The sequence below is a fragment of the Streptomyces sp. NPDC088785 genome, from assembly GCF_044750685.1.
GTDB lineage: Bacteria > Actinomycetota > Actinomycetes > Streptomycetales > Streptomycetaceae > Streptomyces.
Genome location: NZ_JBIVKH010000007.1, coordinates 159,147 through 180,343, shown reverse-complemented (window position 1 = coordinate 180,343; position 21,197 = coordinate 159,147). Strand labels below are relative to the sequence as shown.

The window sequence follows — 21,197 nt, the reverse complement described above, 5'->3', positions numbered from 1 at the left end:
GACGCAAGCGGTTCGTCCCCCCGGGTTCCGGTCGTGACTACTTCGCGTCGGACTCGCCGTCGGTCTTCTTCGCCTCGGTGCCGGCCTCGGGGGCCGCGTCGGCCGTGGGGGCCTCGACGGTTCCGGCGGGCTTGGCCTCGTCGGCCGGGTCGGCCTCGTCCTTCTTGCCGAGGTCGATGCGCGAGGCGTCGGCGGCGGTCTCGTCGGTCCCGGTGAGGGACGACGCGTCGTCCGGCACGACGGCGTCGCCGGCCAGCTCGTCGTCGGTGGCCTCGGGACCGTGGACGATGCGGTTGTACTCGTCGTCCGAGAGCACGGCACCGATCGCGTTCTTCGCGAACATGAGGTGGACGCCGGGACCGGCGTCGAGGAGGACCGTGTCCTCGTTGACCTCCTTGACCGTGGCGTACATGCCGCCGATCGTGCGGACGCCGGAACCGGGCTGCATGTCATTGCGCATGCTCGCGGCCTGCTGCTGCTTCTTCTTGGCAGACCGGGTCATCAGGAACATGGCCCCGATGAGCACAATGAACGGGAGGAGGGTCACAGGACTCACGGGTGGGACTTCCTTCATACGACCGCGTCGGATGTGCGGCCTTGTCGGGGGTGTGGGGTCGGCCGTCGCGCCTCAAACCGTAAGGACGACGTCGGCGGAGTCTAAGCGAGTCCGCCATCCGGGAACAACGCTCAGCGTGGCCCCGGGGTTCCAGGCAGGGCGCGGATCCGCGTCGTCAGGCCCCGAACAGGTCCGCTTGTCCGCTTGCACCGGGTTTCCCCTGGGGCGCCACGAGTCCGAGGTGGGCCCAGGCCGCGGGAGTGGCGACCCGGCCGCGCGGGGTCCGCGCGAGCAGGCCTTCCCGTACGAGGAAGGGTTCGGCGACCTCCTCGACGGTCTCCCGCTCCTCCCCCACCGCCACGGCGAGGGTCGACAGTCCCACGGGTCCGCCGCCGAACAGCTTGAGCAGGGCCTCCAGGACGGCGCGGTCGAGCCGGTCGAGGCCGCGGCCGTCCACCTCGTAGACCTTGAGCGCGGCGGCGGCGACGTCCCGGGTGATGTGGCCGTCGGCCTTGACCTGGGCGTAGTCGCGGACGCGGCGCAGCAGGCGGTTGGCGATGCGGGGGGTGCCGCGGGAGCGGCCGGCGATCTCGGCGGCGCCCGCCGGGTCGATCTCCACGTCGAGCAGGCCGGAGGAGCGGTGGATGACGCGCTCCAGCTCGGCCGGTTCGTAGAACTCCATGTGCGCGGTGAAGCCGAAGCGGTCGCGCAGCGGCGGGGGCAGCAGTCCCGCGCGCGTGGTGGCGCCGACCAGGGTGAAGGGGGGCAGTTCGAGGGGGATGGCGGTGGCGCCGGGGCCCTTGCCGACGATGACGTCGACGCGGAAGTCCTCCATCGCCATGTACAGCATCTCCTCGGCGGGCCGGGACATGCGGTGGATCTCGTCGAGGAAGAGGACCTCGCCCTCCTGGAGGGAGGAGAGGATCGCGGCGAGGTCGCCCGCGTGCTGGATGGCGGGGCCCGACGTGATCCGGATCGGGGCGGCCATCTCCGCCGCGATGATCATGGAGAGGGTGGTCTTGCCGAGGCCGGGGGCGCCGGAGAGCAGGACGTGGTCGGCGGTGGCGCCGCGCGCGCGGGCGGCACGCAGGACCAGGTCGAGCTGTTCCCTGACCTTCTCCTGGCCGATGAACTCGTCCAGGTCCTTGGGGCGCAGGGCCGCCTCGACGGCCTGGTCCTCACCGTCGGCGGACGCACCGACGAGCCGGTCGGCAGCCTCCGGGGCGGCTTCGTCGGTCGTCTCGTCCCAGTTCATGTGGTGTGCCTCGCGTTACGTGAGCTGCGGGATCAGGGGGATCCGGAGGGATCGGGGCGATCCGGAGGGATCGGGGCGATCCGGGGGGATCGGGGGCGTCGTCGTCGGCTAGCGGGTGCGGTTGAGCGTCTGGAGGGCGGCCTTCAGGAGCTGGCCGACCTGCGGGGTGCCGTCGGCGGCCTCGGCCTGCGGGGTGACGGCGGCGACGGCCTCGTCGGCCTCGCGGGTGGCGTAGCCGAGGCCGATCAGGGCGGCGTGCAGCTGGTCGCGCCAGCCGCTGGTCACGGCGGTGCCGATCGCGGGGCCGCCGGTGCCCAGTGGCGCGCCGAGGCGGTCCTTGAGCTCCAGGAGGAGCTTCTGGGCGCCCTTCTTGCCGATGCCGGGGACGGCGGTGAGTGCCTTCTCGTCGGCGGTGGCGACGGCGCGTCGCAGGGCGTCGGGGCTGTGCACGGCGAGCATGGCCTGCGCGAGGCGCGGGCCGACGCCGCTCGCGGTCTGGAGCAGTTCGAAGGTCTGCTTCTCGTCGTCGTCGGCGAAGCCGTACAGGGTCAGCGAGTCCTCGCGCACGACGAGCGAGGTGGCGAGCCTGGCCTGCTGGCCGACGCGGAGCGCGGACAGCGTGTTCGGCGTGCACTGGAGGGCCATGCCGACGCCTCCGACCTCCACGACCGCGGCGTCCGGGGCGAGTGCGGCGACGGGGCCGCTGACGAAGGCGATCATGCGGTTCGGCCTTTCGATGCGTGCAGCGCTACGGCTTGCTGGAGTCTGTTCTGCGCGGGGGCGCGCCAGATGTGGCAGATGGCGAGGGCGAGGGCGTCCGCCGCGTCGGCCGGCCGGGGCGGGGCGTCGAGCCGCAGCAGCCGGGTCACCATGGCGCCGACCTGTGCCTTGTCGGCGCGGCCGCTGCCGGTGACGGCGGCCTTGACCTCGCTGGGCGTGTGCAGGACGACGGGGATGCCGCGGCGCGCGGCGCACAGCATGGCGACGGCGCTGGCCTGGGCGGTCCCCATCACCGTGCTGACGTTGTGCTGGCTGAACACCCGCTCCACGGCGAGGACTTCGGGCTCGTGCTCGTCGAGCCAGCGCTCGATGCCCTGCTCGATGCCGACGAGGCGGTGGCCCAGGTCGGCGTCGGGCGGGGTCCGCACCACGCCGACGCCGCGCATGCTGAGCGGCCGGCCCGCGACCCCCTCGACCACGCCGACTCCGCACCGGGTCAGTCCCGGGTCCACGCCCAGTACGCGCACGCCTCGCCCCCACAGTTCGATCGCCTGTTTGTGCAGGCTATCGGGTGACACCGACAAAGCGGCGGGCCGACGGGTGTGTCCCGTCGGCCCGCCGCTGATGTTACGTCAGGCGTCGACCTTCTCCATGACCTCGTCGGAGACGTCGAAGTTGGCGAAGACGTTCTGCACGTCGTCGCTGTCCTCCAGCGCGTCGATCAGTTTGAAGATCTTGCGGGCGCCGTCCTCGTCCAGCTCGACCTGCATGGTCGGGACGAAGTTGGCGTCGGCCGAGTCGTAGTCGATGCCGGCCTCCTGGAGCGCGGTGCGGACCGCGACCAGGTCGGTGGCCTCGGACAGCACCTCGAAGGACTCGCCCAGGTCGTTGACCTCCTCGGCGCCGGCGTCGAGCACCGCGCCGAGGACGTCGTCCTCGGACAGCTCGCCCTTGGGGACGACCACGACGCCCTTGCGGTGGAACAGGTACGACACGGAGCCCGGGTCCGCCATGTTGCCGCCGTTGCGGGTCATGGCGACGCGCACGTCGGAGGCGGCGCGGTTGCGGTTGTCGGTCAGGCACTCGATGAGCACCGCGACGCCGTTGGGCCCGTAGCCCTCGTACATGATCGTCTCGTAGTCGGCGCCGCCGGCCTCAAGGCCGCCGCCGCGCTTGACCGCGGAGTCGATGTTCTTGTTGGGGACCGACTGCTTCTTCGCCTTCTGGATGGCGTCGTAGAGCGTCGGGTTGCCCTCGATGTCCGTGCCGCCCATGCGCGCCGCGACTTCGATGTTCTTGATCAGCTTCGCGAAGAGCTTGCCGCGCTTGGCGTCGATCACGGCCTTCTTGTGCTTCGTCGTAGCCCATTTAGAGTGGCCGGACATCTGCCTGTCTCCTTCGCGTAACCAACCTCATGAACGAACTCCCCGGGCAGCAGCGCGGGGGGACCCCGCAGATCCTACAAGGATCCCGCCGCGCCGTTCTCACGGACCATGTCCACGAACAGGCCGTGGAGCCGGTGGTCGCCCGTCAGCTCCGGGTGGAACGACGTCGCGAGGGCGTTGCCCTGGCGGACGGCGACGATGTGGCCGTCGTGCTCGGCGAGGACCTGCACCGCGGCGCCCACGGACTCGACCCAGGGGGCGCGGATGAAGACGCCCTCCACGGGGTCGCCCCCGACGCCGCGGACGTCGACCGCCGCCTCGAAGGACTCGTTCTGCCGGCCGAAGGCGTTGCGGCGCACGATCATGTCGATGCCGCCGATGGTCTCCTGGCCCGAGCGCGGGTCGAGGATCTTGTCGGCGAGCATGATCAGGCCGGCGCAGGTGCCGTAGACGGGCATCCCCGCGTGCACGCGCGCGCGGAGGGGCTCCATGAGGCCGAAGAGGTGGGCCAGCTTGGAGATCGTCGTCGATTCGCCGCCGGGCAGCACCAGGCCGTCGACCTCGGCCAGCTCCTCGGGGCGCCGCACCTGCCTGGCCACGGCGTCGGCCGTGGCCAGGGCGATCAGGTGTTCCCGCACATCGCCCTGGAGGGCGAGGACACCGATGACGGGGGTGGTCATCACCAGCCCCGGTTCGCGTAGCGCTCGGCCTCGGGGAGGGTGTCGCAGTTGATGCCGACCATGGCCTCGCCCAGGTTGCGGGAGGCGTCCGCGACGACCTTGGGGTCGTCGTAGAAGGTGGTGGCCTTCACGATGGCGGCGGCGCGCTTGGCGGGGTCGCCGGACTTGAAGATGCCGGAGCCGACGAAGACGCCCTCGGCGCCGAGCTGGCGCATCAGGGCGGCGTCGGCCGGGGTCGCGACGCCACCGGCGGAGAAGAGGACCACCGGCAGCTTGCCCAGCTCGGAGACCTCCTTGACCAGCTCGTAGGGGGCGCGCAGGTCCTTGGCGGCGGCGTACAGCTCGTTGTTGTCGAAGCCGCGCAGCCGGGCGATCTCGTTCTTGATCTGGCGCAGGTGGCGGACGGCCTCGACGACGTTGCCGGTGCCGGCCTCGCCCTTGGAGCGGATCATGGCCGCGCCCTCGGCGATGCGGCGCAGGGCCTCGCCGAGGTTGGTGGCGCCGCAGACGAAGGGCGTGGTGAAGGCGAACTTGTCGCTGTGGTTGACCTCGTCGGCCGGGGTGAGGACCTCGGACTCGTCGATGTAGTCGACGCCGAGCGACTGGAGGATCTGGGCCTCGACGAAGTGGCCGATGCGGGACTTGGCCATGACCGGGATCGAGACGGCCTCGATGATGCCCTCGATCATGTCGGGGTCGGACATCCGGGCCACGCCGCCGTCCTTGCGGATGTCGGCCGGGACCCGCTCCAGGGCCATGACGGCGACGGCGCCCGCGTCCTCGGCGATCTTCGCCTGCTCGGCGTTGACGACGTCCATGATCACGCCGCCCTTGAGCTGCTCGGCCATGCCGCGCTTGACGCGGGCGGTGCCGGTGGCGGCGGACTCGTACGACTGGGTGCTGACGGACACGGGTGACCTCACTCGGTGAACTCTGTGCGGAGGGTTGTTGCCGCACCGAGGAAACCCCTGCGGACCAGGCCACTACAAGAGCCAATGGAGAGCCGGTGGCTCCTTCTGCCTGTGATCGGCAGGTCGGACCGGCAGGCCGGAGGGCGAGGAGGGGCGTCAGGAGGCAGGAGGAGGCAGGGGGCAGGAGGGCGAGGGCGTCAGGCGGTGGCGCGGTCGGCGAGCGCGGCGGGCGGCTCGTCGTCCATCTCGAAGGCCATCGGGAACGGCGCGTGTCCCGCGAGCCGGAACCAGCGGACGTTGCGGTGGCGGCGCAGGGCGCGGGCCGCGCGGACGGCGTCGTTGTGGAAGCGACGGGCCATGGGGACCCGGCGCACGGCCTGGGCCAGCTCCTCCGCGGCCTCGTCGCCGCCGGGGGCCTCGCGGACCGCCTCGACCTGGTCGGGTTCGCTGAACACGGCCCGCAGCGCCTGGCTGAGCTCGCTCTCGGCGACCTCCCGCTGCTCCTCCTCGGCCTGCCGGGCCGCGTGCGCCGCTTCGTACAGCACGATGGAGGCGGCCGGGTCGAGCACGCCGGACGTGGCCAGCTCCTGGGCGACGGACGCCCGGCGCAGGAGTTGGGCGTCGAGTGCGGCGCGGGCCGCGTCGATACGGGCGTGCAGCCGGTCCAGGCGGCCCGCGGTCCAGCTCAGATAGAGCCCGATCGCGAAGAGGGCTACGGCGATCCAGATCAGGGTGACGGTCACGGGCGGCAAGGCTACCGTCGGCGCGGGGGCGCCCGGCGCGGCCGGGCGCGGGGCGGCCGGGTCCTGTCACGACCGGCGCCGCGCGCCGCCGGGTGCCGCGCACGTCGTGGGTGCCCGCGGCATTGATCCCCGCGCCCCCCGGGAGGCGCGGGCCGGATCAGTCCCGGGCCAGGCCGAAGCGGGACCTGAAGCGGCCCGCGCGCTCGTCCTCCGCCACCGCCGCCGCGCCCTGGGTCACCGTCTCGTACACCGAGAGGATGTCGGCGCCGACCGTCGACCAGTCGAAGCGGCGTACGTGCTTGCTGCCGCGCTCGCGCAGTTCGGCGCGGCGGTCGGGGTTGCCGAGGAGCTTGACGGCCGCCGCGGCCAGCGCGTCCGCGTCCTCGTTGGTGAAGAGTTCGCCGGCCGCGCCCTGGTCGAGGACCTGGGTGAAGGCGTCGAGGTCGGAGGCGAGCACGGGCGCGCCCGCCGACATCGCCTCGACCAGGATGATGCCGAAGGACTCACCGCCGGTGTTCGGGGCGACGTACACGTCGACGCTGGCGAGCAGCCGCGCCTTGTCCTCGTCGCTGACCATGCCGAGGAACTCGACGCGCCCGCGCATGTCCTCGGGGAGCGAGGCGACGGCCTCCTCCTCGTCGCCTCGGCCCGCGACCAGCAGCCGTGTCCCCGGGCGTTCGGCGAGGATCTTCGGCAGCGCCTTCATGAGGACCGGCAGGCCCTTGCGGGGTTCGTCGATCCGCCCGATGAAGCCGAGGGTGTCGCCCTGCCAGGCGGGCTTCGGCTCGGCCCGCGCGAAGAAGTCGACGTCGACGCCGTTGGGGATGACGACGGCGTCGCCGCCCAGGTGCTCGACGAGGGTGCGCCGGGCGTACTCGCTCACGGCGATGCGCGCGCTGATCTTCTCCAGCGCGGGTTGCAGGATCGGATACGCCGCGATCATGGCGCGCGAGCGGGGGTTGGAGGTGTGGAAGGTGGCGACGATGGGGCCCTGGGCCGCCCAGCAGGTGAGCAGCCCCAGCGACGGCGACGCCGGCTCGTGGATGTGGATGACGTCGAAGGTGCCGTCGTGCAGCCAGCGGCGTACCCGGGCGGCGCTCAGGAACCCGAAGTTGAGCCGCGCGACCGAGCCGTTGTACGGGACGGGCACCGCGCGGCCGGCCGAGACGACGTACGGCGGCAGGGGGGTCTCGTCGTCCGCCGGGGCGAGGACGGAGACCTCGTGCCCCAGGGCGATGAGGTGCTCCGCCAGGTCGCGGATGTGGAACTGGACGCCGCCCGGCACGTCCCAGGAGTACGGGCAGACGATTCCGATCCTCACGCGGGCCGCTCCTCGAAGTCGGTGAGGTCCGCGAGCCACAGGCGCTGCAACATGTGCCAGTCCTCCGGGTGGTCGGCGATCCCCGTGGCGAAGGCATCGGCCAGCGCCTGCGTCATGACAGACGTCTTCTCGGCGCGGGTACCTGTCTCCGGTACGTCGACGGGCGGGTGGACCCGGCCGCGCATGACGGCCGAGTCGTCGTACCAGAGGGTGACGGGCAGCAGCAGCGCGCCGGTCTGCTGGGCGAGCATGGCCGGGCCGGCCGGCATCCGGGTCGGCTCGCCGAAGAACTTCACCTCGACGCCCGACGAGGACAGGTCGCGGTCGGCGACCAGGCAGACGAGGCCGCCCGCCCGCAGCCGCCGCGCCAGCGTCCCGAACGCGGCGCCGCCGGTGTGCGGCAGCACCTCCATGCCCAGGCCCTCGCGGTAGGCGACGAACCGGTCGTACAGGGTCTCCGGCCTGAGCCGCTCGGCGACCGTGGTGAAGGGGGTCTCCAGGCTGGTGGTGACCCAGGCGCCCGCGAGGTCGTAGTTGCCCATGTGCGGCAGGGCCAGGACGACGCCCTTGCCGGCGGCGAGGCCGTCGACGAGGTGGTGCAGGTCCTGGGGCGTGAAGCCGTCCCTGATGCGGTCCTTGCTCCAGGTGGGGAGCCGGAAGGACTCCATCCAGTAGCGCAGGTACGAGCGCATGCCCGCCTTCGACAGCCGCGCCAGGTGCTCGGGGCTCGCGTCGGGCACCACCCGGGCGAGGTTCGCCTCCAGGCGGAGCACGCCCTTGCCGCGCTTCTTCCAGACGGCGTCCGCGATGGTCCGGCCCAGCCGGGCCGCGACCGGTTCGGGGAGCTTCTTGACCCCGGCCCAGCCGAGTCCGTACAGCCCGTCGGTGATCCGCTCCTGCGCGCCGCTCACGAGGCGGTCTCCTCCCGGGCCGCCTCGGCCTCGGCGGACTCCCGGCGCACCGTCACGACGCGCTGGATCAGCGTGACGAGGCTGCCGGCCGCGACGACCCACAGCGCGACGGGCAGCAGGTACTGGATGCCGGGCACGCCGAACTTGTGCAGACCGGCGAAGCCCGCGGCCACCAGGGTGATGACGAGCCGCTCGGCGCGCTCGACCAGGCCGTTCACGGCGACCGGCAGGCCGATCGATTCTCCGCGCGCCTTCGTGTACGAGACGACCTGGCCGCTGGCGAGGCAGAAGATGGACACCGCGCACAGCGTGTTGTCGTCGCCGCCGCCCGCGTACCAGAGCGCGAGGCCGCCGAAGATGGCGCTGTCGGCGACGCGGTCGAGCGTGGAGTCCAGGAAGGCGCCCCAGCGGCTGGAGCGGCCGAGCTGGCGCGCCATGTTGCCGTCCACGAGGTCCGAGAAGACGAACAGCGTGATGACGATCGTGCCCCAGAAGAATTCCCCGCGCGGGAAGAAGACCAGCGCTCCCGCCATCACTCCGGCCGTGCCGAGGAGTGTGACCGTGTCGGGGCTCACCCCGCGACGGATCAGAAACGCGGCGAACGGTGTGAGGACACGCGTGAAGAATGCACGCGCGTACTTGTTCAGCATGGCCTTCCCGAGGGTCGGTGCCGCGCGGCCCCTCTGGCCACCGGCTGGCCCATCGTAGCCACGCGCGCCCGCATCCGGCCGCCGGGCCACCACGCGCGCGTGCGATCCGGTACGACGTATGGACGCACCGTGACCGCGGTGGAAAGCTCGAAGTCACCGCGGGCGTCGCCGCAGCCGCCTCGCCACACGTGGATCCACGTGTGGCGCCTGCCGTGACCACGGCGTCCCGACAAGGGCCACCTCACCGTGAGAACGAACCGGGAGGCAAGGACACATGGGCGACAAGGCGAACGGACACCCCGGCGCCGCCGGCAGGGCGACGACGGCCGACCGTCCCGCGTCCGTACGGAATGTGGTGCTGGTCGGCCACAGCGGATCGGGCAAGACGACCTTGGTGGAGGCGCTCGCGCTGACCGCGGGCGCGGTGAACCGGGCGGGCCGGGTCGAGGACGGCACGAGCGTCTCCGACTACGACGAGATCGAGCACCGCCAGCAGCGCTCGGTCCAGCTCTCCCTCGTCCCGGTGGAGTGGGACGGCTTCAAGATCAATCTGCTGGACACCCCCGGCTACGCGGATTTCGTCGGGGAGCTGAGGGCCGGTCTGCGCGCCGCGGACGCGGCCCTCTTCGTCGTCTCGGCGGCGGACGGCCCGCAGACCATGGCGGGGGCCACCCGGATGGTGTGGGACGAGTGCGCGGCGGTCGGCATGCCGCGGGCCATCGTGGTCACCCACCTGGAGTCGGCGCGCGCCGACTTCGACGACGTGACGCGCGCCTGCGCCGCGGCCCTCGGCGGCGACGACCCCGACGCCGTACTGCCCCTGTACCTGCCGCTGCACGGCGCGCGGGGCGCGGACGGGCACGCGCCCGTGACGGGGCTGACCGGGCTGCTCTCGCAGCGGCTCTTCGACTACGCGTCGGGCGCACGCGAGGAGTCCTCCCCCGGCGCCGAGCAGCTGCCGCGGATCGAGGAGGCCCGCGACCGGCTCATCGAGGGGATCATCGCCGAGAGCGAGGACGAGACCCTGATGGACCGCTATCTGGGCGGTGAGGACGTCGACGTCAAGACGCTCGTCGACGATCTGGAGCGGGCGGTGGCGCGCGGCGTCTTCCACCCGGTGCTCGCGGCGGCCCCGGCCGCGGCGGGCGGCCGGCAGGGCATCGGGACGGTCGAGCTGCTCGAACTGATCACGGGCGGCTTCCCCAGTCCGCTGGAGCGCGCGGCGCCCGCCGTGACGACGCCGGGCGGGGCGGCCCGCGCGATCGCGCCGTGCGATCCGGACGGCCCGCTGGTCGCGGAGGTGGTCAAGACCGCCTCCGACCCGTACGTCGGCCGGATCTCCCTCGTCCGGGTCTTCTCGGGCACCCTGCGCCCGGACGAGACGGTGCACGTGTCGGGGCACGGCCTGGCGGACCGCGGGCACGCCGACCACGACGTGGACGAGCGGGTCGGGGCCCTGTCGGCGCCGTTCGGGAAGCAGCAGCGGACCCTGACGCGGTGCATCGCGGGCGATCTCGCCTGCGTGGCGAAGCTGACCCGGGCGGAGACCGGCGACACCCTCTCCGCGAAGGACGATCCACTGCTGATGACGCCGTGGGACATGCCGGACCCGCTGCTGCCGCTGGCGATCCGGGCGCACAGCAAGGCCGACGAGGACAAGCTGTCGCAGGGCCTGTCGCGGCTGGTCGCGGAGGATCCGACGATGCGGCTCGAACAGAACCGGGACACCCACCAGGTGGTGCTGTGGTGCCTGGGCGAGGCGCACGCGGACGTCGCCCTGGAGCGGCTCCGCAGCCGGTACGGCGTCCAGGTCGACGTCGTCGGGCACAAGGTCGCCCTGCGCGAGACGTTCGCCGTCCGGTCGGCGGGGCGCGGGCGCCATGTGAAGCAGTCCGGCGGGCACGGGCAGTACGCGGTCTGCGAGATCGAGGTGGAACCGCTGCCCGGCGGCTCCGGCATCCAGTTCGTCGACCGGGTCGTGGGCGGCGCGGTGCCCCGCCAGTTCGTCCCGTCCGTGGAGAAGGGCGTGCGCGCGCAGGCCACGCGGGGGGTCGCCGCCGGGTATCCGCTCAGCGACGTGCGGGTGACGCTGCTCGACGGCAAGGCGCACTCGGTGGACTCCTCGGACGCGGCGTTCCAGACGGCGGGCGCGCTCGCGCTGCGGGAGGCCGCCGCCGAGACCCGGATCCATCTCCTGGAGCCGGTGGCCGAGGTCCAGGTGCTGGTCGGCGACGACTACGTGGGCGCCGTGATGAGCGATCTGTCCGGGCGGCGCGGGCGCGTCGTCGGCACCGAGCAGGCGCCGGGCGGACGCACCCTCGTACGGGCGGAGGTGCCGGAGATCGAGATAGGCCGGTACGCGGTCGATCTGCGCTCTTTGTCGCACGGCACGGCCCGCTTCAGCCGTAGGTACGCCCGGCACGAGCCGATGCCGGCGCACCTCGGCGACCGGATCCGCGAACAGGCCCGGGACACGGCGTAGCCGGGGTGCGTCCGGCCCCCGCGACCACGGACCTTCCGCAGGGCGGGACGGATGTCGGCGGGGGCCGTTACGCTGGTCGACGATCAACATCATCAAGCCGATGAACCGATCAACAGGTGTGCGGGGCAGGGAAGTCGGGAAGAGCCGCAGCAGCGACGGCATGCGGCGATGGGGGCGGCAGTGGCGGACGACGCGTTCGATTTCAGGCCCGGGGCCCAGGTCCCGTTGCAGGGTTCCGCAGGACAGACCGCGGCGACGTTCGCCATCGCCTCGGCCGCGTACCGCGACGACCCGGCGGCCAAGATCGAGGATGCCAACAACGACTGGCACAAGTCGGAGATGAAGAGCGGCAAGTCGTCGCTGTTCGCGCCCAATCTCGGCGAGGCGTTCTCGCGGGCGGTGCAGCTGCGGATGCTGGGCGGCGGCCGCAAGCCGCTCATCCAGTCGTTCGGGACCGAGCCCCAGGTCGTGGTGGAGCACTGTCTCGCGGCGAACAACATCCGGCGCAGGCGCGATCAGCTGCTCACCCTCATCACCGTGGTCTTCGGTTTCCTGTTCCTGCCGGGCTTCCTGCTGTGGCTGGTGGCGTTCCAGGTGCGCCAGCGCAGTCAGGCGGCGGTGGCGCAGGCCGAGAAGGAGGTCGCGGAGGCCAAGGGCGCCAAGGCGGTCCGCGAGGCGAAGAAGCACGAGCGCGGGGCGCACGGCCGGGCGGCGGTGGCGACGACGATCACGGCCGTGCTCGCCGTGGGCCTGGTGATCCTGCTGATCAAGCTGCCCTTCGGCGGTGTCCTGGCCTGGTATCTGCGGGCGTGCTTCGTCGCCCCGGTGATCGGCGCCGTCTGGGCCCGGCGGGTCTGCGAGGACACCGCGAAGGACCTGCGGGACCGCTGGGACGCGCTGCTGTCGGGCGGCGGCATCGGCGCGAAGATCCCGGAGGCGGTGCCCGGCAGCCCCGGCGAGACCGCGGCCGAGCAGCTGCGCCAGAGCCTGGCGAAGCTGACGGCGGAGCAGCAGTCGAACACGGTGTTCTACGCCGGTCCCAAGGGCATCCTGGGCATGGGCACCCGCTGGGGCAGCTGGCAGCTCGCCGAGGACCTGGTCCCGCGCGAGGCGGGCAAGGAGATCCACCCGTTCCGCAGCTGGGACGTCATCCGGGTGATCCACGACCAGCTGCGGATGCTGGAGCGGGGCCCGCTGCACACGGGCGGCTTCCCGACCCCGTCGATCAAGCACTGGATCGTCACCCCGATCGGGGAGAACGCGAAGGCGGTGGCCCGCCCCACGGGCGAGGACGTCGACGCGTTCCAGATCAAGCAGCACGAGATACAGCGGATCTGCAACGAGCAGCAGTTCGGCAGCGGCGACCGGCACTACCTGGGCGTCCAGTTCACGCTGTGGGACGGCCAGTTGGTGATCACCATGCTGATCACGGTGACGGTGCTGCACGAGACGCTGCGCATCGAGGTGACCGGGCACGCGCTGGGGCCGGTGCACTCCCTGTTCACGTCGAAGCCCGACGCGAAGACGAAGACGGTCGCCAAGTCGATACGGTTCTGGGAGACCACGGACAAGTCGCTCCCGCTGATCGAGGCCGACGACGCGGTCCGCATCGCGGTCCGCGCCCCCTTCTCCTGGTATCCCCCGCTCCTGGACCACCTGGGCGGCAAGCTGGTCCTGCCCGAGCCGTTCGGGCTGCGGCACGCGTGGGCGGACCAGCCGTGGCGGCACCGCTTCATGGCGGACGACGCGCTGCGCACGGCGACCCCGGTGCTGCGCGTGGTCCACTCGGCGGCCATCAAGGTCCTGGAGGAGCACGGCGTGGACACCGAGAAGTTCGGGAACCGCTCCGGCTTCCTCAGCGGCCTGGTCCAGGACCCGGCTCCGCGCAAGGCCGACGTGTACGACGCGTAGGGACGGCGGCGGCGCGGCCGGGAGCCGGGCCGGGCCCGTCGCGGTGGGTGAACCGGGGCATCCAGTACTGCGCCACCGGCCCCACCGCCACCGCGTACAGCACGGTGCCGGGGCCCACTCCCCCGCCGAGCAGCCAGCCGGCGGCGAGGACGGCGAGTTCGAGGGCGGTGCGGACGGAGCGCACGCTGCGGCCCGTCGCGGCGGTGAGGCCGGTCATCAGGCCGTCGCGGGGGCCGGGTCCGCAGCGGGCCCCGACGTAGACGGCGATCGAGAACCCGTTGAGGAGGATGCCGGCCGCGAGCAGGCCGGCGCGGGCCGCCGGCGGGAGGCCGCCGGGCAGCAGCCCCAGCCCCAGGTCGCAGGACCAGCCGACCGTGAGGATGTTCGCGAAGGTGCCCAGGGTGGGCCGCTGGCGCAGCGGGATCCACAGCAGCAGGACGGCCGCGCCGATCAGGTTGGTGAGCGTGCCGAAGCTGAGCGGGAGGTGGCGGGCGAGTCCTGCGGTGAGGACGCTCCACGGGGCGAGGCCGAGCTGCGAGCGGATCAGGAGCGCGACGCTGCACCCGTACAGGAACAGGCCGGCGAGGAGCTGCGGCAGCCGGCGGGCGGGCCGATCGCGCAGCGGCAGGCAGGACAGGGACATCGGGACTCCGGAGGACGGGGGTGGGCCGCGGCGGGGCAGCGACCGGGCCAATACCGCCACTCTGTAGATTGATTGGACCGTTCCGCAGGGCCAATCACGGGAGAATGGTGTGGTCAGTGCCGCCGAGTACGCCGAGGCCGCCGGTTCCGGCGCCCGGACCCCGCGCACCGTCGGGGCCCGCCGGCTCGCCGCGCTGCTGCCCGATCCGGCGCGGGCCCGGCCCGCGTACCGTCATCTGGCCCACGCCATCAGCGAGTTGATCCTCGACGGCCGGCTCGCCCTGCACGCGCGGCTGCCCGCCGAGCGGGAGCTGGCGGCCGCGCTGGGCACCAGCCGCACCACGGTCACCGCCCTGTACGACCTGCTGCGCGAGAACGGGTACGCGCACAGCCGCCAGGGCTCCGGCACCTGGACGGCGCTGCCCCCGGGCCGCGCCGCGAAGGGCGTCAGCAGGCTGCTGCGCCCGCAGGACAGCGCGATCGACCTGGCGCGGGCCGCCGCCGCGCTCCCCGGCCGGCTGCTCGCCGACACCCTCGCCGAGATCGCCCCGCGGGCGGCCGAGCACGCGGGCACCCCGGGCTACCACCCGTACGGGCTGCCCGAGCTGCGGGCGGTCCTCGCCGACCGGTTCACGGCGCGCGGCCTCGCCACGACACCCGACCAGATCCTGGTCACCTCGGGCGCCCAGCACGCGCTCTCGCTCGTCCTGGCGCTGCTGGCCAGGACGGGCGACCGGGTCATGGTCGAGAACCCGTCCTACCCGAACGCGCTGGAGGCGCTGCGCCGGCACGGGCTGCGCACGGTGTCGGTCCCGGTGACGGACGCCCCGTCCGACGACGGCGGCGGCTGGGACGTCGAGATCGTCGAGTCGACGCTGCGCCACTCCGTGCCGCACCTCGGCTATCTGGTCCCGGACTTCCACAACCCCACGGGCCGGGTGATGCCGTCCGCCCAGCGGGCCCGGGTGCTGGCGGCGGCGCACCGCTCCGGGACCTGGCTGATCGTCGACGAGACGCTGACGGACCTGGCGCTCGACGTGCCGGCCCCGGCGCCGTTCGCGGCGCACGGCTCGGCCGAGGCGACGGGCAAGGTCGTCACGACCGGCTCCCTGAGCAAGACGCACTGGGCGGGCCTGCGCATCGGCTGGCTGCGCGCCCCGGCCCGGCTGGTGACGGAGCTGGCGGCGCAGCGGGTGGCGACCGACATGGGCGGCTCCGTCGTGGACCAGCTGCTGGCGCTCGCCCTGCTGACCCGGCCGGACGATCTGCTGGCCGGCCATCTCGACCGGCTGCGCGAGCGGCGCGCCGCCCTCGTCGCGGCGCTGCGCCGGCACACCCCGGAGTGGTCCTGGCGGACCCCGCCGGGCGGCCTGTCCCTCTGGGTGGACCTGGGCGCGCCGGTCTCCTCGGCGCTGGCCGAGCGGGCGCTGGCGCACGGGGTGCGGATCGAGGGCGGCGGCTGTTTCGGTACGGATCCGGGCCTGTTCGAGAACCGGCTGCGCATCCCGTTCACCCTGCCGCCGGACACGCTCTCCGAGGCGGTGCAGCGGCTGGCCCGCGCGCTGGCCGAGGAGCCGGGGACGGGCGGGCCGGCGCACCGGCCGCGCTGGATCGCGTAGGGCACGGGAGCCGGTGGATCCGGGCCGACCCGGATCCGGCGTCCCGTACGGGGCGGCTCAGGTGGTGGGCCACGCCTTGGCGAGGGCGGTGCGGGTGTCGGCGAGCATCTGCGGCAGCACCTTGGTGTGGCCGACGACCGGCATGAAGTTCGTGTCGCCGCCCCAGCGCGGGACGATGTGCTGGTGCAGATGGGCGGCGATGCCGGCGCCGGCGACCGCGCCCTGGTTCATGCCGATGTTGAACCCGTGGGCGCCGGACGCGGCCCGCAGCGCGCTCATCGCGTGCTTGGTGAGGACGGCCAGCTCGGCGGTCTCCGCGGCGTCGAGGTCGGTGTAGTCGGCGACGTGCCGGTAGGGCAGCACCATCATGTGGCCGCCGTTGTACGGGTACAGGTTGAGGATCGCGAAGACGTGCTCGCCGCGCGCCACGATCAGCGCGTCCTCGTCGGTCTTGCCGGGAGCGGCGCAGAAGGGACAGCCGTCGTCGGCACCGGGGCCCGTCGGTTTGCCCTCGCCCTGGATGTAGGCGATGCGGTGCGGGGTCCACAGACGCCCGAATCCGTCCGGCTCACCCACTGGACCGACCTGCTGCTCCGGCTCACTCGTCATGAAGTGCAGCATATGGCGTGACCTCGGGACAGCGTGTCGCCGGGTGGGATACGGGGCGGGTGCGCGCGATGCTGTGCGGATGACGGACAGCCCCCTCGCCCGCTGGGAGCGGTACAACGGCGGCGTGCTCGCCGCGGCCTCCCTGCTGTACCTCACGAGCTACGCGATCCTGGTCCTGGGCCACGGCCTGCCCGCGGCGGTGCGCGATCTGTGCCTGGCGGTGACCTTCGCGTCCTGGGCCGTCTTCGCCCTCGACTACGCGGTGCGCCACCGGCTCAGCGGAGAGCGCTGGCGGCGCTTCGTGCGCACGCACTGGCTGGACACGGTGGTGCTGGTGCTGCCCCTGCTGCGGCCGGTGCGGATCGTACAGGCGTACGAGAGAGTGCAGGCGCACCACGACGGGCCGCGGCTCGCACTGCACGCGCGGGTGATCACGTACGCGGGTGTCTCGGTGACCCTGCTCGGCTTCGCGGGCTCGCTCGCCCTGTACCAGCAGGAGCACGCCGCCGCGGGCGCCGACATCGTCAGCTACGGCGACGCGGTGTGGTTCACGTGCACCACGCTGTCGACCGTGGGCTACGGCGACCTGGCCCCGGTGACCGCGCTCGGCCGGCTCATCGCGGTGGGCGTGATGGCCTGCGGCCTGGCGTTGCTGGGCGCGGTCACCGGCACGTTCTCGTCGTGGCTGCTCCAGGTCTTCGCCCGGGAGGGCGAGAGGCCCCCGGGGAACTCCCCGGGGGCCTCCGGCCCCGCCGACTGAGCGTCAGACCTGCGCCCGCTCCTCGACGACCTTCACGATCTTCGCGATGGCCTCGTCGACCGGGATGCCGTTCTCCTGCGAGCCGTCGCGGTAGCGGAAGGACACCGAGCCGGCGCTCATGTCCTCGTCGCCCGCGATGACCATGAAGGGCACCTTGGCCTTCTGCTGGTTGCGGATCTTCTTCTGCATCCGGTCCGACGAGGCGTCGACCTCGACGCGCAGCCCCTGGGCACGGGCCTTCTCGGCGAACGCGTGGAGGTACTCCACGTGCCCGTCGCCGATCGGGATGCCGACGGCCTGGACCGGGGCGAGCCACGCCGGGAACGCGCCCGCGTAGTGCTCCAGGAGCACGCCGAAGAACCGCTCGATCGAACCGAACAGGGCGCGGTGCAGCATGACGGGCTGCTGGCGCGAGCCGTCCGCCGCGGTGTACTCCAGGCCGAACCGCTTGGGCTGGTTGAAGTCCACCTGGAGGGTCGACATCTGCCAGGAGCGGCCGATGGCGTCCTTGACCTGCACCGAGATCTTCGGGCCGTAGTACGCGGCGCCGCCCGGGTCGGCGACCAGCGGGAGGCCCTGCTTCTCGGCGGCCTCGCGCAGCGCCTCGGTGGCCTCCGCCCAGTCCTCGTCCGAGCCGATGAACTTGTCGGAGTCGTCGCGGGTGGACAGCTCCAGCTCGAACTCGGTCAGGCCGTAGTCGCGCAGCAGGTCCAGCACGAAGGTGAGCAGCTTGTCGAGCTCCTCGCCCATCTGCTCCTTGGTGCAGTAGATGTGCGAGTCGTCCTGGGTGAAGCCGCGCGAGCGGGTCAGGCCGTGCACGACGCCCGACTTCTCGTAGCGGTACACGGTGCCGAACTCGAAGAGCCGCAGCGGCAGTTCACGGTAGGAACGGCCCCGGGACTTGAAGATCAGGTTGTGCATCGGGCAGTTCATCGCCTTGAGGCGGTAGTTCTGCTCGTCGAACTCGATCGCCGGGAACATGCCCTCCGCGTAGTGCGGCAGGTGGCCCGAGGTGTGGAAGAGGCCTTCCTTGGAGATGTGCGGCGTGTTCACGAACTCGTAGCCGGAGACCTCGTGGCGGCGCCGCGAGTAGTCCTCCATGACCTTGCGGATCACCCCGCCCTTGGGGTGGAAGACCGCGAGACCCGGGCCCAGCTCCTCCGGGAAGGAGAACAGGTCCAGCTCGGCGCCGAGCTTGCGGTGGTCGCGCTTCTCGGCCTCGGCGAGGAAGTCGAGGTAGCCCTTCAGCTCGTCCTTGGTCGGCCAGGCGGTGCCGTAGATGCGCTGGAGCTGCGGGTTCTTCTCGCTGCCGCGCCAGTAGGCGGCGGCCGAGCGCATCAGCTTGAACGCCGGGATGGCCCGGGTCGACGGCAGGTGCGGGCCGCGGCAGAGGTCCTTCCAGCACAGCTCGCCGGTCTTGGCGTCGAGGTTGTCGTAGATGGTCAGCTCGCCGCCGCCCACCTCGGCGTCGGCGCCGTCGGCGGCCTGCGCCGCGTTGCCCTTGAGGCCGATGAGTTCCAGCTTGTAGGGCTCGTCGGCCAGCTCGACGCGCGCGTCGTCGTCGGTGGTGAGGCGCCGGGAGAACTTCTGGCCCCGCTTCTGGATCTCCTGCATCTTCTTCTCGATGCGCTTGAGGTCCTCGGGGGTGAACGGCTCCTTGACGTCGAAGTCGTAGTAGAAGCCGTCCTTGATGGGCGGGCCGATGCCCAGCTTGGCGTCCGGGAACAGCTCCTGGACGGCCTGCGCCATGACGTGCGCGGTCGAGTGGCGCAGGATGGCGAGCCCGTCCTCGGACGCGATCTCGACCGGCTCGACGGTCTCGCCGTCGGCCAGCACGTACGCGAGGTCCTTCAGCTCTCCGGCCACCCGGGCGGCGACGATCCCCCGCTCACCGGCGAAGAGCTCGGCGGCCGTCGTGCCCGTGGTCACCACGCGCTCGTCCCGCTCGGAATCGCGTTGGATGATCACACGGACTTCTGACACCGGTCTCTCCTGACTGAAAGGGAACGCCACGCCAAAACCTGTGACGCGGGCAAGGGCGATCGTACCGAGTCACCCGGACCACTCGCGAAACGGTTTGAGCGGCGGCCCCCGCGGGGCCGCCCTAGTCGTCCCCCGCGCAGGCCTCCTCGAAGAAGTCCAGATTCTCCTGGAGCGACTTCATCAGGCGGTCCCGCTCGGCCTCCTCGACCTGCACGGGGACGACGTCGCTCGCGCCGGTCAGCCGGCGGAAGCCGCCGCGGCTCTCCAGACGGCCGTGCACCCGGATCGGCAGGCCCACCAGATGGGCGTGGCCCGCTATCCGGTACGCCTCCTCGTCCAGGGTCAGCCGTACGTGCGGCACCTCGGCGCCCGCGAGGACGCGCAGCCGCACCGTGCCCTCGCCGCGCGGCCCGCGCCGGGCCAGGCGGACCACGGTGCCGGTGACGCGGACGGGGACGGAGGGCTCGGCGTGCAGGTAGCGGGCGCCCGCCGCCCGCAGCACGTCCAGGTCGCCGGGCGAGAACTCGACGGGGGCGTCGCCGTCCGTGCACTCCGCGGGCACCCCGGCGGCGGGCGCCCACGCGACGCCGATCCGGGCGCCCTGCGTGCCCCGCACCAGCGCGACCAGCGCCTCGGTCAGCTCGTGGCTCACCCCGGCCCCGACGGCGGCGTCGAAGGCGTCCATGCCGCCCGTCGCCCGGCGGTAGTCGATCGCCTCGCGGACCGCGTACAGCGCCTGGTGCAGCCGCACGGCGAGAGCGCGCCCGCCGGCCACGGGGAGGAACGCGGTGAGGCGGCGGCCGCCGGGCGCCGGCTGGACGAGCACCTGTTCCAGGGCCGCGGCGGCGGCCCCGCGGTGCCGCGCCCCGTGGTACCCGGCCCGGCCGCGCGCGGCGAGCGCCCCGGCCAGCAGCATCCGCCGGGCGGCGCAGCGCAGCTCCTCCTCGACGCCCCAGGCGGAGGCGCCCGCGGGCCCGGCGGGCGCATCGCGCCACCAGCGGATCTCGTCGCTCGGCACGGCGAGCGAGATCAGTACCTCGCGGGCGGCCGGCGTGCCGCTGCGCTCCAGGGCGACCAGCGCCTCGCCGAGCAGGTCGTCGGCGTCGGGGAAGGCGCGGCTCTCCGGCACGAGCAGACTGCTGCGCCCGCCGGGGCCGGGCAGCGTCCAGCGGGTGTAGCGCCCGGCGCCGCCGCCGCGCCGCTGCCAGCCGTGCCGGGCGAGCAGCGCGCCGAGCACGGCGGGGTCGACCCGCGCGGGCTCGGGCCCGACCGGCTCCACGGGGTGGGCGCGGGCCGCGGCGAACGGGCGTGCGGGGTCGTCGATCGGGCGGTGCTGCATCTCGAACTCCCTTCGTACCGGGCGCGGTCGCCCGGTCAGGGCCGCCCGCCCGTCCCGATCCGGGTCATGATCCCGCACAGTGCGCGGTCGTCGAAGATCCGCGCGGTCGGGATGCGGACGGTGGTCCTGCGCCTGCCGGTGACCGGATGTCCGGCGAGGTCGGTCCAGTAACAGCAGTGCCGCAGATCGAGCCGGTCGTGACCGGCGCGCAGCCAGTCGTCCCGGGAGCGCGGCACCAGCATCACGACGAGGATCTTGTGCACCGAGACCGGTGTCCGGGCGAGCTTCTCCAGATGGGGGTTGTCGAGCGTGAAGGAGAAGAACGGGCCCGGTGGGTCAGGGGCGACCTGGTACGTCGCTTTGAGCTGCACCTTGATGGTGACTTCGTCGTCGACCGTGTGCCCGGGGGCGCTGTGGCTGACGTGCCAGTCGATGCCGTTGTCGGGAAAGGGCTGCGAGAGCGAGCATCCGGCGGCCGCCGCCACGGCGTGCAGGTAGCCCACCTGGAGCGTCTCCATGCAGGCGGTGGTGGCGAGTGTGCCGCGCGACGGTGCGAACCGCTCGGGCAGCAGCCCGCCCTGTTCGGGCTGCGCGAGCGCCATGGTCCAACTGGCCTTTCGGGAGGGTGGATCCCCGCGGGAATCCGGATTCTGATCAAGCCCGGGTCAAGGGGACCCCGCTGAACTGCCATGACTCGTATCTGTGTTGTCACCGCTCGGC

The 21,197-nt window shown here is 72.7% G+C and carries 20 protein-coding genes; 4 read left to right on the top strand and 16 right to left on the bottom strand.

The annotated features are described in order from the left end of the window. Positions 1-37: 37 nt before the first annotated feature. The 11 genes from yajC to pgsA all read right to left on the bottom strand — a co-directional run bounded on the left by yajC (position 38) and on the right by pgsA (position 9,132). A complete protein-coding gene (yajC, locus tag ACIP5K_RS21350; RefSeq protein WP_401411650.1) occupies positions 38-556 on the bottom strand; it encodes a preprotein translocase subunit YajC in 519 nt (172 codons plus the stop codon). 175 nt (positions 557-731) lie between these two features. Then, positions 732-1,811 (bottom strand): Holliday junction branch migration DNA helicase RuvB, encoded by a 1,080-nt coding sequence (gene ruvB / locus ACIP5K_RS21345; RefSeq protein ID WP_401411648.1) that lies wholly within the window; start codon positions 1,809-1,811, stop codon positions 732-734. Between the two features lie 108 nt (positions 1,812-1,919). After that, positions 1,920-2,531, bottom strand: a complete 612-nt coding sequence (gene ruvA / locus ACIP5K_RS21340) for a Holliday junction branch migration protein RuvA (protein WP_401411646.1) — start codon at positions 2,529-2,531, stop codon at positions 1,920-1,922. After that, entirely contained in the window at positions 2,528-3,058 is a 531-nt protein-coding gene (gene ruvC, locus ACIP5K_RS21335; RefSeq protein WP_401411644.1) for a crossover junction endodeoxyribonuclease RuvC, read from the bottom strand. The genes ruvA and ruvC overlap by 4 nt, the downstream gene beginning before the upstream one ends. A gap of 105 nt (positions 3,059-3,163) precedes the next feature. Next, positions 3,164-3,916: a YebC/PmpR family DNA-binding transcriptional regulator gene (locus ACIP5K_RS21330; RefSeq protein WP_401411642.1), complete on the bottom strand. Its 753-nt coding sequence runs from the start codon at positions 3,914-3,916 to the stop codon at positions 3,164-3,166. A 74-nt stretch (positions 3,917-3,990) separates the two neighbouring features. Beyond that, a complete protein-coding gene (gene pdxT, locus ACIP5K_RS21325; RefSeq protein WP_401411640.1) occupies positions 3,991-4,596 on the bottom strand; it encodes a pyridoxal 5'-phosphate synthase glutaminase subunit PdxT in 606 nt (201 codons plus the stop codon). After that, the gene (gene pdxS, locus ACIP5K_RS21320; RefSeq protein ID WP_401411638.1) at positions 4,596-5,507 is read right to left on the bottom strand and encodes a pyridoxal 5'-phosphate synthase lyase subunit PdxS; all 912 of its coding nucleotides are present in this window, start codon (positions 5,505-5,507) and stop codon (positions 4,596-4,598) included. The genes pdxT and pdxS overlap by 1 nt, the downstream gene beginning before the upstream one ends. Before the next feature lie 197 nt (positions 5,508-5,704). Next, positions 5,705-6,250 (bottom strand): hypothetical protein, encoded by a 546-nt coding sequence (locus ACIP5K_RS21315; protein ID WP_401411636.1) that lies wholly within the window; start codon positions 6,248-6,250, stop codon positions 5,705-5,707. A gap of 157 nt (positions 6,251-6,407) precedes the next feature. After that, entirely contained in the window at positions 6,408-7,571 is a 1,164-nt protein-coding gene (locus ACIP5K_RS21310) for a glycosyltransferase family 4 protein (protein WP_401411635.1), read from the bottom strand. Then, positions 7,568-8,482, bottom strand: a complete 915-nt coding sequence (locus tag ACIP5K_RS21305; protein WP_401411633.1) for a phosphatidylinositol mannoside acyltransferase — start codon at positions 8,480-8,482, stop codon at positions 7,568-7,570. Before ACIP5K_RS21305 ends, ACIP5K_RS21310 begins: the two co-directional genes overlap by 4 nt. Continuing rightward, on the bottom strand, positions 8,479-9,132 hold the full coding sequence (pgsA, locus tag ACIP5K_RS21300; protein WP_401411631.1) for a phosphatidylinositol phosphate synthase: 654 nt from the start codon (positions 9,130-9,132) through the stop codon (positions 8,479-8,481). The genes ACIP5K_RS21305 and pgsA overlap by 4 nt, the downstream gene beginning before the upstream one ends. A 274-nt stretch (positions 9,133-9,406) precedes the next feature. Here pgsA and ACIP5K_RS21295 point away from each other — a divergent pair, with 274 nt between their 5' ends. Beyond that, a complete protein-coding gene (locus ACIP5K_RS21295; RefSeq protein ID WP_401411629.1) occupies positions 9,407-11,614 on the top strand; it encodes an elongation factor G-like protein EF-G2 in 2,208 nt (735 codons plus the stop codon). Between the two features lie 168 nt (positions 11,615-11,782). Next, positions 11,783-13,525 (top strand): hypothetical protein, encoded by a 1,743-nt coding sequence (locus ACIP5K_RS21290; protein WP_401411627.1) that lies wholly within the window; start codon positions 11,783-11,785, stop codon positions 13,523-13,525. On the opposite strand, the gene ACIP5K_RS21285 is transcribed toward ACIP5K_RS21290, so the two are convergent. Next, the gene (locus ACIP5K_RS21285; protein ID WP_401411626.1) at positions 13,470-14,168 is read right to left on the bottom strand and encodes a YitT family protein; all 699 of its coding nucleotides are present in this window, start codon (positions 14,166-14,168) and stop codon (positions 13,470-13,472) included. The genes ACIP5K_RS21290 and ACIP5K_RS21285 overlap by 56 nt on opposite strands. Positions 14,169-14,277: 109 nt before the next feature. Here ACIP5K_RS21285 and ACIP5K_RS21280 point away from each other — a divergent pair, with 109 nt between their 5' ends. After that, positions 14,278-15,786, top strand: a complete 1,509-nt coding sequence (locus ACIP5K_RS21280; RefSeq protein WP_401411624.1) for a PLP-dependent aminotransferase family protein — start codon at positions 14,278-14,280, stop codon at positions 15,784-15,786. A gap of 57 nt (positions 15,787-15,843) precedes the next feature. On the opposite strand, the gene ACIP5K_RS21275 is transcribed toward ACIP5K_RS21280, so the two are convergent. Further along, entirely contained in the window at positions 15,844-16,407 is a 564-nt protein-coding gene (locus ACIP5K_RS21275; protein WP_401411622.1) for an HIT family protein, read from the bottom strand. A gap of 67 nt (positions 16,408-16,474) precedes the next feature. On the opposite strand from ACIP5K_RS21275, the gene ACIP5K_RS21270 reads away from it, so the two are divergent. Beyond that, entirely contained in the window at positions 16,475-17,155 is a 681-nt protein-coding gene (locus ACIP5K_RS21270) for a potassium channel family protein (protein ID WP_401411621.1), read from the top strand. Between the two features lie 3 nt (positions 17,156-17,158). On the opposite strand, the gene thrS is transcribed toward ACIP5K_RS21270, so the two are convergent. From thrS to ACIP5K_RS21255, 3 genes are all read right to left on the bottom strand, one after another. Then, positions 17,159-19,138: a threonine--tRNA ligase gene (gene thrS, locus ACIP5K_RS21265; protein ID WP_401411619.1), complete on the bottom strand. Its 1,980-nt coding sequence runs from the start codon at positions 19,136-19,138 to the stop codon at positions 17,159-17,161. A gap of 121 nt (positions 19,139-19,259) precedes the next feature. Continuing rightward, positions 19,260-20,477, bottom strand: a complete 1,218-nt coding sequence (locus ACIP5K_RS21260) for a hypothetical protein (protein WP_401411616.1) — start codon at positions 20,475-20,477, stop codon at positions 19,260-19,262. Between the two features lie 35 nt (positions 20,478-20,512). Further along, positions 20,513-21,079, bottom strand: a complete 567-nt coding sequence (locus ACIP5K_RS21255; protein ID WP_401411614.1) for a DUF4365 domain-containing protein — start codon at positions 21,077-21,079, stop codon at positions 20,513-20,515. Between the last annotated feature and the right edge of the window lie 118 nt (positions 21,080-21,197).

What these genes read in the sequence shown, in the direction of transcription:
- ruvB (WP_401411648.1), bottom strand. Translation starts at nt 1,811, where the DNA reads ATGAACTGGGACGAGACGACCGACGAAGCCGCCCCGGAGGCTGCCGAC.
- ruvA (WP_401411646.1), bottom strand. Translation starts at nt 2,531, where the DNA reads ATGATCGCCTTCGTCAGCGGCCCCGTCGCCGCACTCGCCCCGGACGCC.
- ACIP5K_RS21330 (WP_401411642.1), bottom strand. Translation starts at nt 3,916, where the DNA reads ATGTCCGGCCACTCTAAATGGGCTACGACGAAGCACAAGAAGGCCGTG.
- pdxT (WP_401411640.1), bottom strand. Translation starts at nt 4,596, where the DNA reads ATGACCACCCCCGTCATCGGTGTCCTCGCCCTCCAGGGCGATGTGCGG.
- pgsA (WP_401411631.1), bottom strand. Translation starts at nt 9,132, where the DNA reads ATGCTGAACAAGTACGCGCGTGCATTCTTCACGCGTGTCCTCACACCG.
- ACIP5K_RS21295 (WP_401411629.1), top strand. Translation starts at nt 9,407, where the DNA reads ATGGGCGACAAGGCGAACGGACACCCCGGCGCCGCCGGCAGGGCGACG.
- ACIP5K_RS21290 (WP_401411627.1), top strand. Translation starts at nt 11,783, where the DNA reads ATGGGGGCGGCAGTGGCGGACGACGCGTTCGATTTCAGGCCCGGGGCC.
- ACIP5K_RS21285 (WP_401411626.1), bottom strand. Translation starts at nt 14,168, where the DNA reads ATGTCCCTGTCCTGCCTGCCGCTGCGCGATCGGCCCGCCCGCCGGCTG.
- ACIP5K_RS21275 (WP_401411622.1), bottom strand. Translation starts at nt 16,407, where the DNA reads ATGCTGCACTTCATGACGAGTGAGCCGGAGCAGCAGGTCGGTCCAGTG.
- ACIP5K_RS21270 (WP_401411621.1), top strand. Translation starts at nt 16,475, where the DNA reads ATGACGGACAGCCCCCTCGCCCGCTGGGAGCGGTACAACGGCGGCGTG.
- ACIP5K_RS21260 (WP_401411616.1), bottom strand. Translation starts at nt 20,477, where the DNA reads ATGCAGCACCGCCCGATCGACGACCCCGCACGCCCGTTCGCCGCGGCC.
- ACIP5K_RS21255 (WP_401411614.1), bottom strand. Translation starts at nt 21,079, where the DNA reads ATGGCGCTCGCGCAGCCCGAACAGGGCGGGCTGCTGCCCGAGCGGTTC.